Source organism: Streptomyces sp. NPDC046712 (assembly GCF_040645695.1).
In the GTDB taxonomy this organism is placed as follows: Bacteria; Actinomycetota; Actinomycetes; order Streptomycetales; family Streptomycetaceae; genus Streptomyces.
This window is the reverse complement of sequence record NZ_JBEYYW010000043.1, coordinates 43,131-55,250: the sequence shown is the minus strand read 5'-3', so window position 1 is coordinate 55,250 and position 12,120 is coordinate 43,131. Positions and strand designations below refer to the sequence as shown.

Genomic DNA, 12,120 nt, shown 5'->3' with positions numbered 1-12,120 from the left:
GACGAGATCCCGCTCGAGCCGGCCTTCTCCGTCGAGCCGTGGTGCGTCAGTCCGTACCGAACTCCATCGCAGCGCGGTCGAGCAGCACGTCGTCCTCGGAGACCTCGCCGCGGGAGGCGATGGCCTCGGCGCCGCCCTCCGGCATCTCCGGCATGGTGCCGATCAGGCCGGTCGCGGCCGCCTGGGCGGCGCCGATGGCCGGGCTGCCGGTGCCGATCAGGCCGAGACCCGCGTACTGCTCCAGCTTGGCGCGGGAGTCGGCGATGTCGAGGTTGCGCATGGTGAGCTGGCCGATCCGGTCGGTCGGACCGAACGCCGAGTCCTCGGTGCGCTCCATGGACAGCTTGTCCGGGTGGTAGCTGAACGCGGGGCCCGTGGTGTTGAGGATCGAGTAGTCCTCACCGCGCCGCAGCCGCAGCGTCACCTCGCCGGTGACGGCCGCGCCGACCCAGCGCTGCAGCGACTCCCGGATCATCAGCGCCTGCGGGTCCAGCCAGCGGCCCTCGTACATCAGACGGCCGAGGCGGCGTCCCTCGGTGTGGTACTGGGCGAGGGTGTCCTCGTTGTGGATCGCGTTGACCAGCCGCTCGTACGCGGCGTGCAGCAGGGCCATGCCGGGCGCCTCGTAGATGCCGCGGCTCTTGGCCTCGATGATCCGGTTCTCGATCTGGTCCGACATGCCCATGCCGTGCCGGCCGCCGATGGCGTTCGCCTCCATGACGAGGTCGACCGGGGAGGTGAACGTCTTGCCGTTGATCGTCACCGGGCGGCCCTGGTCGAAGCCGATCGTCACGTCCTCGGTGGCGATCTCGACCGAGGGGTCCCAGAACCGCACGCCCATGATGGGCTCCACGGTCTCCACGCCGGTGTCCAGGTGCTCCAGGGTCTTGGCCTCGTGCGTGGCACCCCAGATGTTGGCGTCGGTGGAGTACGCCTTCTCCGTGCTGTCGCGGTAGGGCAGGTCGTGGGCGACGAGCCACTCCGACATTTCCTTGCGGCCGCCGAGCTCGGTCACGAAGTCCGCGTCCAGCCAGGGCTTGTAGATCCGCAGGTGCGGGTTGGCGAGCAGGCCGTACCGGTAGAACCGCTCGATGTCGTTGCCCTTGAACGTCGAGCCGTCGCCCCAGATCTGCACGTCGTCCTCGAGCATCGCCCGGACGAGGAGCGTGCCCGTGACGGCCCGGCCGAGGGGCGTCGTGTTGAAGTAGGCACGCCCGCCCGAGCGGATGTGGAACGCGCCGCAGGTGAGCGCGGCCAGGCCCTCCTCGACCAGCGCCGCGCGGCAGTCGACCAGGCGCGCGATCTCGGCGCCGTAGGTCTTCGCACGGCCGGGCACCGAGGCGATGTCGGGCTCGTCGTACTGACCGATGTCGGCGGTGTAGGTGCACGGGACGGCACCCTTGTCGCGCATCCACGCGACCGCGACCGAGGTGTCGAGGCCGCCCGAGAAGGCGATGCCGACGCGCTCGCCGGCGGGAAGGGAGGTGAGGACCTTGGACATAGGAAGAGTATGCAGGATCGCGCATGGTCATGCAAAGTCTGGTCGAAAAATACTTACGCGGGGGCGTAATCCCTCGGCGGCGCTCGCGGGCGTCGACGAGCTGCCGCGCGAGACGGATGAAGGCGCGGGCGGCGGCGCCGCGCGCCGCCACGTCGTCGACGGAGCCCCGGCTCACCCGTACGGCCGCGCGCGCCCGGCCCGCCCCGCCGCCGGGGTGAGACAGTCGGAGCAGCTGACCGAACTGATCGAACCGGAGGTGCGGCCGATGGACACCGTCCTGGTCACGGGCGGTACCGGGCATCTGGGACGGGACGTGGTCGCCCGGCTGAAGCCGACCCACCGCGTGCGCGTGCTCTCCCGATATCCGGGCTCCGATCCCGACGTGGAGTGGATCCGGGGGGATCTCGCCACGGGTGAGGGGATCGCGGCGGCGGTGGCCGGGGCGCAGGTCGTCGTGCACGCGGCGACGCTGTCCCCCGCCGCCAAGCGCGGCTATCTCCTGCCGGCCGACCTCTGGCGCAGCCCGCCGGAGGTCGACGTCGACGGCACCCGCCGACTCCTCGAGGCGGCCGACCGGGCCGGCGTGCGCCACTTCGCCCACGTGTCCATCGTCGGTGTCGACCGGCCCCGCGTTCCGTACATGCGCGTCAAGCACACGGCGGAGGACTTGGTACGCGCGGGGAAGGTGCCCTGGTCGATCCTGCGGGCCACCCAGTTCCACTGGCTGGCCGACCGGATCCTGGGCAAGGCGGCCCGACTGCCCGTCATGCCGTGGCCCACCGAGCTGCGGACCCAGCCGGTGGACTCGCGCGACTTCGCCGACCACCTGGTCCGGCGCGTCGCCGAAGGGCCGGGCGGGCAGGACACGGACTTCGGCGGGCCGGAGGTGCTGACGCTCGGCGAACTCCTCGCGCAGTGGCAGCAGATCCGTGGCCGCCGGCGCCGCGTGCTGAAGCTCCCCGTGCCGGCCGTGGCCGAACGGGCGGCCCGCGACCTGACCTGCCCCGACGGCACCCGGGGCACGGTCACCTGGGCCGAGTGGCTGCGCACCCACGCACCGGAGTGACCCGCCGCAGAGGCCATGAAGTGGGGGTCGCGGGGTACCACCCGGGGCCGAATCCATCGCCCAGGAAAAAGAGTTGGCGTCCCGCAGGGACCTGCGGTTAGTGTTCCTCTCGTTCTCCGGCGGCCCCAAACCGCCGTGGCCGGTGTGTCTGTGATCCAGGAGGTGTGACTGTGGCTGTCGTGTCGATGGGCGCTGCCCTCATCCCGAAGTTCGTTCACTCCACCTCAGTGGCCACCGGCTGACCTTCCTCATCTCTCGCGCCCAAGTGCGCGTGCCGGGGCCACCCTTGTGAAGGGTCACCCCTTGTCTTTCTCTTCTCTTCAGGCTTCGGCTTCGCACGCTCTCGCTCCGTACGGCTGGGACGAGGGCTGGGAAGCCGCGTTCGCGCCCTACGCCGAGCAGGGGCTGCTGCCCGGCCGTGTCCTGCGGGTCGACCGCGGGCAGTGCGATGTGATCACCCCCGTCGGCACCGTCCGGGGCGACACCGAGTTCGTCGTTCCCCGCGACCCGCTGAAGGTCGTCTGCACGGGGGACTGGGTCGCCGTCGACGCGGCCGGCGATCCCCAGTACGTACGGACGCTGCTGCCGCGCCGCACGGCGTTCGCGCGGTCCACCTCGTCCAAGCGGTCCGAGGGTCAGATCCTCGCCGCCAACGTCGACCACGCGATCATCACCGTCTCGCTCGCGGTCGAGCTTGACCTCGGCCGGGTGGAACGCTTCCTCGCCCTGGCCTGGGAGTCCGGCGCGCAGCCCCTCGTCGTGCTCAGCAAGGCCGACCTCGTCCCCGACCCGGTCGGGCTCTCCTACCTCGTGGAGGACGTGGAGTCCGTGGCCCCGGGCGTGCAGGTGCTGCCGATCAGCTCCCAGACCGGCGAGGGCCTCGACGTGCTCGCGGCGGTCGTGTCCGGCGGGACGAGCGTGCTGCTCGGGGCCTCCGGCGCCGGAAAGTCGACGCTCGCCAACACCCTCCTCGGCGAGGACGTGATGACCGTCCAGGCCGCCCGTGACGTGGACGGCAAGGGCCGCCACACCACGACCACGCGCAACCTCCTCGTGCTGCCCGGGGGTGGCGTCCTCATCGACACCCCCGGTCTGCGCGGCGTCGGGCTCTGGGACGCCGAGACCGGCGTCGGCCAGGTCTTCTCCGAGATCGAGCAGCTGGCCGAGGAGTGCCGCTTCCACGACTGCGCCCACGAGGCGGAACCGGGCTGCGCGGTGACGGCGGCGGTCGAGGACGGCTCGCTGTCGATGCGCCGGCTGGAGAGCTACCGCAAGCTCCTGCGGGAGAACCAGCGCATCGTCGCCAAGACGGACGCCCGGCTCCGCGCCGAGATCCTCAAGGACTGGAAGCGGAAGGGCGCGGAGGGGCGCGCGGCGATGGAGGTCAAGCGCGGCGGCCGCGTGCGGTAGTCGCGGGAGTCGGAGCGACCGGTCGTGCGGACGGACGGGCGATCGGTCGGACGGGCGGCCAGGTGGCGCGGACGGCCGGGCTGCCGGTGGTGTGGGACGGCCGGTGGCGCGGGCTGCCGGTCCTGCCGACGGCCCGGCGTCACTCGGCGGCCCCGGGGGCAGCGTGGTGTCCGAAAACCGCCAGCCCGGTGTCCGGGGCTCCCGCACACTGGATCTCGTGAGCGACCAGGAGACCAGCGAGGACACCAGGTACGAGGCGGTCAGCAGCCGCGACGCCCGGTTCGACGGAGCGTTCTTCTTCGCCGTCGAGACGACAGGGATCTACTGCCGCCCCAGCTGCCCCGCCGTCACGCCCAAGCGCAAGAACGTCACCTTCTTCCCCACCGCGGCCGCCGCCCAGGGCCACGGCTTCCGGGCCTGCCGACGCTGCCGGCCCGACGCCGTGCCCGGGTCCGCCGAGTGGAACGTGCGCGCCGACGTCGTCGGGCGCGCCATGCGGATGATCGGGGACGGGGTCGTCGACCGGGAGGGCGTGCCCGGGCTCGCCGGGCGGCTCGGCTACAGCGCCCGGCAGGTGCAGCGGCAGCTCACCGCCGAACTCGGCGCCGGCCCCGTCGCCCTCGCCCGCGCCCAGCGGGCCCACACCGCGCGACTGCTCCTGCAGACCACCGGGCTCCCGATCACCGAGATCGCCTTCGCCTCCGGGTTCGCCAGCGTGCGCCAGTTCAACGACACGATCCGGAGCATCTACGCCCGTACCCCCTCCGAGCTGCGCACCGAGTCCGGCACCGGTGCCGGACCCCGTACCGCCCTCGCCGCCGGGGTGCCGCTGCGGCTCGCCCACCGCGGCCCGTACGCCGCCCGCGAGGTCTTCGACCTGCTCGCCGCCGAGGCGCTGCCGCACGTCGAGGACGTGCTCGGCGACCCCGGTGCCCGCACCTACCGCCGTACGCTCCGCCTCCCGTACGGCACCGGCATCGTCTCCGTCGACGAGCGCTCCGTCGGACCCTGGCTGGAGGCCCGGATCCACCTCACCGACCTGCGCGACCTGACCACCGCCGTCCAGCGGCTGCGGCGGCTCCTCGACCTGGACGCCGATCCGTACGCCGTCGCCGAGCGCCTCGGCGCCGACCCCGGCCTCGCCGCGCGGGTCGCGGCCCGGCCCGGCCTGCGGTCGCCGGGCGCCGCTGACCCCGAGGAGTTCGCGGTACGGACGCTGGTCGGCCCCGAGGAGGCGGCGCGGCTCGTCCCGGCCCACGGCACGCCCCTGGACAGCGCCTGCGGCACCCTCACCCACCTCTTCCCCGAGCCCGCCGCGCTCACCGCCCACCCGGTCGCGGGCCCGCTCGCGAAGACGCTCGCCACCGGAGCCGTACGCCTCGACCCCGGTGCCGACCGCGACGAGGCGGAACGGGCCCTGTGCGCCGTCCCCGGCATCACCGTCGCCCAGGCCGCCCTCATCCGGATGCGCGCCCTCGGAGACCCCGACGTGGCTCCCGAGGGCGGCCCGGACGCCGAGACCTGGCGGCCCTGGCGCTCCTACGCACTCCGGTATCTGGAGCTCCCGCCGGAGCGCGCGCCGGAGCCGACGGCCCTACCGGCAGAATGAGCCCATGATCAGCACAGACCTGCTCGGACCCGAGGACCGCGACGCCTGGGAGCGGCTCTTCCGCGCGTACATCGAGTTCTACGGCCGCAGCGAGCCCGACGCGATGTACGAGCGGGCCTGGACCGCCTTCCAGGACGGCACCCGGCTGCACGCCCTGGCCGCCCGGCTCGACGGCCGCATCGTCGGCATCACGCACTTCTTCGTCCACCCCAACACCTCGGGACCGGACGTCTGCTACCTCCAGGACCTGTTCACCGAGCCCGAGGTGCGCGGCAAGGGCGTCGCCCGCGCCCTGATCGCCGCCGTGACGGAGTGGGCGCGGGAGCAGGGCTGCGACCGGGTCTACTGGAACACCCAGGAGTCCAACACCACCGCCCGCCGGCTCTACGACCGGGTGGCCCGGAACACCGGCTTCATCAGGTACCAGATCGATCTTCCGAAGTAGCCGCGAGGCCCCAACTGTGGATCCTGCGGGGGTGGATCCGGATGACCTCCTCGCTGAAGTGCGGGCCGAGCTCGTGCGGCCCGACCAGGAGCTCGGCCACCCCCCGGATCTCGACCCCGCGCACCCGCCAGGGCCGTACGCTCGCCAGATCGTCGACGACCAGCGCCACCTTGGGGTTGGCCTCGAGGTTGCGCCATTTCTTCGAACGGCCCATGGCGAGACCGCCCACCAGGACCGTGCCGTCCTCCTGCGGGAAGAATCCGACCGGGTTGGCCTGCGGCTGGCCCCCGGGATCGACCGTGGCCATCCTGGCCAGCCGCTGGGTCCGCAGATAGGCGCGCTCGGCGTCGGTGAAGCCCTCGAAATCCCTCATGGGGTCAGGGTCACGCGCCGACCGGCCCCGGCGCATCGGCGATCCGGCCGATCCGCCGGGGTCTGTCGGTCCTAGGACCTCAGCCCCAGACGACCGCGCCGAACCACGCCCCGACGATCATCAGGCAGGAGAACAGCTCCACCAGAATGCTCGTCCCCGCCGCGCGCATCACCGTCCGGGTGGAGGCCCTGGCCTGTCCGTGTCCGCCGAGGCGGAGCCGCTCGGAGAGGTAGATCCCGCCGATGAAGCCGGGGATCGCGCCGAGCACCGGGATCAGGAAGAAGCCGAGGAACGCGCCGATGCCGGCGTAGGCCACCATTCGCCGGGTGATGCCGACCCCGCGGATCCGGCGCGGCGGCAGCTGCCATACGACCACCTGGGTGAGCAGGAGCAGCGCGGTCGAGGAGACGAGCAGGATCCAGGCGAGCCCGCTCTGCTCGTTGAGGGACCACCAGAGCATGGCGGCCCACACCAGCCACGGCCCCGGCACGCCGGGAGCCAGCACCCCGAACAGGCCGAGCAGCATCACCATCGCGACGAGCAACAGCTGCCACACACCCATCTGTCAAGCGTGCAGGACCGATGATCTTCTCGCAGGTCGCAGGGTACGTACGGGGGGCCGGGCGGGGGCCGCGCGGGGCCGAGTGGGGGTACGACACGCGTGCTGGGCCGCCCAAGTGTTTCAGCCGCGGTCGATCCTCCCCCGCCCCGGTCGCGTCACCCGCGTGCCACCCACCCCTTCTCGTACGCGTGCCAGCCCAGCTGGAGCCGCGTCGTCACGCCCGTCAGTTCCATCAGGCCCTTCACCCGGCGCTGGACCGTCCGCAGGCCCAGGTCGAGCTGCTTGGCCACGCTCGCGTCCGTCATGCCGGCCAGGAGCAGCGAGAGGATCTCCAGGTCCGTCGCGTCGGGGCCCGGCACCTCCGTCTCCGTGACCTGGGCGCTCGCGCCGAGCCGCAGCGGCAGCGCGTCGCGCCAGACCGCCTCGAAGAGCCCCATCAGGGACTCCAGAAGCCCGCTCGCGTGCACGACGAGAGCCGCCGGCTCCGCGCCCCGGCCCGTCAGCGGGACCATCGCCAGGGCCCGGTCCGCGACCACCAGTTTGGTGGGCACCAGGTCCACCACCCGGACCTGCTCGTCGCGGCCGAGCGCCGCCGACAGCTCGACGATCCCCGAGGGCAGGGTCATGACCTCCCGCTCGACGACCACCCGGTAGCGCACGCCCCGCCCGGCCGCCAGCTCTTCCGCGTCGTTCTCCATGCCGGTCACCGCGATCGGCTTGCCCGTCACCAGCGCGCAGACCTCCTCCGTCGCGCCCAGCTGGAGCTGGAGGAAGCGGTGGGTGACGGCGCTCGCGCCGGTCACCACCTCGACGAGGTCGTGGACGGCCGGTTCCGCCGCCTCCGCGCGGTACTCCTCCGCGAGCAGCGCCGCCGCCAGTTCGGCCTGCTCGAGCTCGTGCCGCTGCTGCGTCAGCAGCGCGCCCAGCGCCACCCCCGGCGGCGCCGCCACCCACCGTCCCGTTCGCGCCGAGGACTGCGCGGCGAGCCCCTGCGACTCCAGTCGCCGCAGCGCCCGCTCGGTGTCCGTCTCGGGCAGCGCGAGGCGATGTGCCAGGTCTGTCACCTCGGCCGCGCCCATCGCGACGAGCGCGCGGTACGCGGACTCCTGCCGCTCGTCGAGACCTATCGCTCCCAGCATCCCTGCCCCACCCCTCGCCGGACGTCCCAGGGCGTCCCGGACATTCCCGGGACGCTCACCGGACGCATTCGTTCCGTTGGTGCCCTGGCGGGAATCGGCCACGGCGCATTCCCGCCGCGCACATCATCCCTGCACCACCCTCACCTCTGCCAATGTGGCGCCACCGCAGCACCAACAGCCTCCGGGTTTGGGATTTCTGCCTGCCCTTGCACCGGAATCAGATGGGGAGAGCGATGCGCCCGATTTCGCGTACGGCCCTGGGGGCGGCGACCGCCGCCGTCCTGGCCGTCACCGCGGTCGCGCCGTCCACGGCCGCCGCGCCGCAGGACGACTCGACCGGCAATCGACCGCTGGTCGGCAGCGAGGCCCAGGCCCGCGCCGGGGAACGGACCGCGACCGTCACCCTGGTCACGGGCGACCGGGTCCTGGTGACCCGCGACGCGGCCGGGAACCCGGCCGCCGCCGCGCTGCCCCGCGAGGACGGGACCGTGCCCTTCGTCCAGACCCGCCGCTCGGGCCAGGACCTGTACGTCTACCCCGAGGACGCCACCGCCGCCCTCGCCGCGGGCCGCGTCGACGAGGAACTCTTCAACGTCACCGGCCTGATCCGGCAGGGCTACGACGACGCCGGCACCGCGACCCTGCCCCTGATCGCCGTCTACGGCTCCGACCTCGCCCGCTCCGTGCCGGCCGCCCCGCGCGGGGCCCGGCGCGGCCAGGTCCTCAAGGCCGTCGACGGTGTCGCCCTCAAGGCCGACAAGAAGCAGGCAGCCACCTTCTGGGCCGACGTGAACGCCCCCGCCGCCCGGTCCGCCTCCGGCCTGAAGAAGCTCTGGCTCGACCGCAAGGTCGAGGCCACCCTGGAGCGCTCCACCAAGCAGGTCCACGCCCCCGAGGCCTGGGCCGCCGGCTTCGACGGCAAGGGCACCAAGGTCGCCGTCCTCGACACCGGCGCCGACGTCGAACACCCCGACCTCAGGGGCCGGATCACCGCCTCGGAGAACTTCACCGACTCCGAGACGGCCGGCGACCGCCAGGGCCACGGCACGCACACCATCTCCACCGTCGGCGGCTCCGGCGCGGCGAGCGACGGCAGGAACAAGGGCGTCGCGCCCGGCGCGGACCTCCTCAACGGCAAGGTCCTCAACGACTCCGGCTCCGGCGCCGCCTCCTGGATCATCGCCGGCATGGAGTGGGCCGTCGCCCAGGGCGCGGACGTGGTCTCCATGAGCCTCGGCAGCACCGTGCCCACCGACTGCACCGACCCGATGAGCGCCGCGGCCCAGGAACTCGCCCAGAACAAGGGCACGTTGTTCGTCATAGCCGCCGGCAACTCCGGCCCGACGCTCAACACCGTCTCCTCGCCCGGCTGCGCCCCCGACGTCCTGACCGTCGGCGCCACCGACCGCGACGACTCCACCGCGTACTTCTCCAGCCGCGGCCCGACGATCGTCCACCACACCCTCAAGCCGGAGATCGCCGCCCCCGGCGTCGGCATCTCCGCCGCCGCGGCCGGCGGCCGGGGCGTGTACGCCTACCAGGCCATGTCCGGTACGTCGATGGCCACCCCGCACGTCGCGGGCGCCGCCGCCATCGTCAAGCAGCGCCACCCCGACTGGACGGCCCAGCAGATCAAGGCCGCGCTCGTCTCCTCGGCCGAGAGCTCCGTCCCCGGCGACGTACGCGAGGTCGGCGGCGGCCGTCTCGACGTCAAGGCCGCGATCGACCAGACGGTCCTCGGCGCCGACGCCGTCCAGGGCGGCACCTTCAACTGGCCCCAGGACAACAGCGATCGCACCTCGGTCGCCGTCCCGTACACCAACACCTCCGGCACGGCCGTCACCCTGACGCTCGCCGTCGAGAAGGTCACCGGCAACGACGGCTCGCGCGTCCGGTCCTCCGTCGCGCGGCTCGGCACGCGCACCGTCACCGTCCCGGCCGGCGCGACCGTCGAGGTCCCGCTGCACCTGGACCCGGCCGCCCACCTGGAGCGCGCCCAGTACGGCGACGTCACCGGCCGGGTCGTGGCCACCGGCCCCGGCGGCATCCACGTATCCACACCGTTCTCGCTCCACGTCCAGCCCGAAACAGTCACTCTGCGCGTCAAGTTGATCGACCGTCAGGGCAAGCCCGCCGACGGCGCGTCGTCCCTGGACGTCATCGGCACCGACACCGCGAGCGGTGAGCGCCGCTTCAACGAGGGCGCCACCGACCAGGTGTACGAGCTGCGTCCCGGCAGCTACTTCCTCTCCTCCTACGTCACCACCCCGGACGCGGGCGAGGGCGCCACGCTGAACGACTCGCTCAGCTACCTGGCCCGCCCGCAGATCGAGGTCAAGAAGGACACCACCGTCGTCCTCGACGCCCGCGAGGCCCACAAGCTGTCGGTGAAGACCGACAAGGCCGGCGAACAGCGCGGCACCACCCTGGCGTTCGCCCGCTCCTGGGACGACACCTGGCTGCACGCCGGTACGGCGGCGGGGACCCGCACCATCCGGGGCTACTACGCATCGGTCGAAGGGAGCGCCGACGAGGGCGACTTCGAGTTCGGCAGCTACTGGCGCACCGCCGCCCCGCAGATCTCCGAGCTCAAGACGGGTGACGGCGCCGTCCTGCACCCGGTCACCGGCTCCCTCGGTTCCGACAACCTCGACGGCGTCGGCTCCGCCCGGCTCGTCGACGCGGGCACCGGCACCCCCGCGGAACTGACGGCCGCCGGCGTCCAGGGCCGTGTCGCCCTGGTCCGCGTCCCGGACACCTCCACCAACGTGGCGACCGTCGCCCGGAACGCCAAGGCCGCGGGAGCCGTCGCGGTCCTCGCGTACCGCACCTCGACCGCCCGCTGGTACCCGACCGCCGGCTTCACCGGAGCCGGGTTCCCGGTCCTCGCCGTCGACTCCGCCGAGGGCGCCGCGCTGCTCACCAAGCTCTCCGCCGGCGAGGTAACCCTCTCCTGGAAGGCCACCGCGAAGAGCCCGTACCTCTACAACCTCGCCTTCCCCGAGACCGGTTCGATCCGCGACGACAAGACCTACCGGGTCCGCGACGGACAGCTGGGCCGCACCGAGTCCACCTACGGCTCGATGGGCGTCACCACCGACTTCATCGACAACGCGGCGGCGTACCGGCCGAACGGCACGTCCGTCTACTTCGGCGCGGTCGAGCCGGTCCCGGCGCCGGGCACCCGGACGGAGTACTACACGGCCGGGGACACCCAGTGGGACCAAGTGCTGTCCTCCAGCTTCCCGTTCGGCGAGTTCATGATCGGGGCCAAGCGCGCGTACAAGGCGGGGGAGAAGCGCACGGAGCGCTGGTACGACGGCGTCGTCGCCCCGACCGCCCCGCAGGACGCGGCCGGCGAGCCGGTCCTCGTCTCCGAGCGCCAGGGCAACCTCATCGGCTTCGCCAACGCCCTGTGGGGCGACAGCACCCACTACGCCCAGCAGGGGTCCTTCGGCGACATCGGCGGGCTGAGGCTGAGCAAGGACGGCGAGGTGCTCGGCGAGTCCGCATGGCCGTTCGGGGTCTTCGAAGTCCCGTCCGAGCGGGGTGCGTACACGCTCGAACAGAACGTCATGAAGATCGGCAGCAAGGTGTGGAACCGCTCCACTTCCGTCAACTCGGTGTGGAAATTCACCTCCCAGCTTGACGAGAGCGTCTACTCTCAAGGCATCCCGATTCTCCTTCCCCGGTACAACCTGCCGGAGGACGGACTCAAGACCCTCGCCGCGACCGACGGCCAGAAGATCGGCCTCACCGCGACGGGTCACGCGGGCTACACGCCCGCCGCGCTCACCTCGGCGAAGCTCTCGTACTCGTACGACGGGGGCTCGACCTGGACGGAGGCGCAGGTCTCGCAGCAGGGCGGTGAATGGACCGCGACCGTGAACCACACGGGCGCGGCCGGCAAGCCGGTCACCCTGAAGACCGAACTGACGGACGCCCATGGCAACTCCGTCACCCAGACCGTGGTCCGCGCTTACGACGTGCGCTGATCACGCCGGTCCGCCGGGCG

General features: G+C 72.6%; 9 protein-coding genes. 5 read left to right on the top strand and 4 right to left on the bottom strand.

Annotated elements, in window-relative coordinates:
* Positions 1-46 precede the first annotated feature (46 nt).
* A complete protein-coding gene (gene argG, locus ABZ939_RS35045) occupies positions 47-1,501 on the bottom strand; it encodes an argininosuccinate synthase (protein ID WP_361864330.1) in 1,455 nt (484 codons plus the stop codon).
* 214 nt (positions 1,502-1,715) lie between these two features.
* Here argG and ABZ939_RS35040 point away from each other — a divergent pair, with 214 nt between their 5' ends.
* From ABZ939_RS35040 to ABZ939_RS35025, 4 genes are all read left to right on the top strand, one after another.
* Entirely contained in the window at positions 1,716-2,567 is an 852-nt protein-coding gene (locus ABZ939_RS35040) for an SDR family oxidoreductase (RefSeq protein ID WP_361864328.1), read from the top strand.
* 303 nt (positions 2,568-2,870) lie between these two features.
* Positions 2,871-3,977: a ribosome small subunit-dependent GTPase A gene (gene rsgA, locus ABZ939_RS35035; RefSeq protein WP_361864326.1), complete on the top strand. Its 1,107-nt coding sequence runs from the start codon at positions 2,871-2,873 to the stop codon at positions 3,975-3,977.
* A gap of 217 nt (positions 3,978-4,194) precedes the next feature.
* Positions 4,195-5,586 carry an AlkA N-terminal domain-containing protein gene (locus ABZ939_RS35030; RefSeq protein WP_361864324.1) on the top strand — a complete coding sequence of 464 codons (1,392 nt, stop codon included), beginning with the start codon at positions 4,195-4,197 and terminating at the stop codon, positions 5,584-5,586.
* 4 nt (positions 5,587-5,590) lie between these two features.
* Positions 5,591-6,031, top strand: a complete 441-nt coding sequence (locus ABZ939_RS35025; RefSeq protein WP_361864322.1) for a GNAT family N-acetyltransferase — start codon at positions 5,591-5,593, stop codon at positions 6,029-6,031.
* Here ABZ939_RS35025 and ABZ939_RS35020 read toward each other — a convergent pair.
* From ABZ939_RS35020 to ABZ939_RS35010, 3 genes are all read right to left on the bottom strand, one after another.
* Positions 6,003-6,404, bottom strand: a complete 402-nt coding sequence (locus ABZ939_RS35020) for a PPOX class F420-dependent oxidoreductase (RefSeq protein WP_361864320.1) — start codon at positions 6,402-6,404, stop codon at positions 6,003-6,005. The two genes, ABZ939_RS35025 and ABZ939_RS35020, sit on opposite strands and share 29 nt — an antisense overlap.
* Positions 6,405-6,483: 79 nt before the next feature.
* A complete protein-coding gene (locus ABZ939_RS35015; RefSeq protein ID WP_361864318.1) occupies positions 6,484-6,966 on the bottom strand; it encodes a DUF456 domain-containing protein in 483 nt (160 codons plus the stop codon).
* A gap of 155 nt (positions 6,967-7,121) precedes the next feature.
* Entirely contained in the window at positions 7,122-8,105 is a 984-nt protein-coding gene (locus tag ABZ939_RS35010) for a helix-turn-helix domain-containing protein (RefSeq protein ID WP_361864316.1), read from the bottom strand.
* Positions 8,106-8,338: 233 nt separating this feature from the next.
* On the opposite strand from ABZ939_RS35010, the gene ABZ939_RS35005 reads away from it, so the two are divergent.
* On the top strand, positions 8,339-12,100 hold the full coding sequence (locus ABZ939_RS35005; RefSeq protein WP_361864314.1) for a S8 family serine peptidase: 3,762 nt from the start codon (positions 8,339-8,341) through the stop codon (positions 12,098-12,100).
* Positions 12,101-12,120 lie beyond the last annotated feature (20 nt).

Excerpts from the sequence above, each read along its gene's own strand:
- argG (WP_361864330.1), bottom strand. The coding sequence starts at position 1,501 with ATGTCCAAGGTCCTCACCTCCCTTCCCGCCGGCGAGCGCGTCGGCATC.
- ABZ939_RS35010 (WP_361864316.1), bottom strand. The coding sequence starts at position 8,105 with ATGCTGGGAGCGATAGGTCTCGACGAGCGGCAGGAGTCCGCGTACCGC.
- ABZ939_RS35005 (WP_361864314.1), top strand. The coding sequence starts at position 8,339 with ATGCGCCCGATTTCGCGTACGGCCCTGGGGGCGGCGACCGCCGCCGTC.
- ABZ939_RS35015 (WP_361864318.1), bottom strand. The coding sequence starts at position 6,966 with ATGGGTGTGTGGCAGCTGTTGCTCGTCGCGATGGTGATGCTGCTCGGC.
- ABZ939_RS35020 (WP_361864320.1), bottom strand. The coding sequence starts at position 6,404 with ATGAGGGATTTCGAGGGCTTCACCGACGCCGAGCGCGCCTATCTGCGG.
- ABZ939_RS35025 (WP_361864322.1), top strand. The coding sequence starts at position 5,591 with ATGATCAGCACAGACCTGCTCGGACCCGAGGACCGCGACGCCTGGGAG.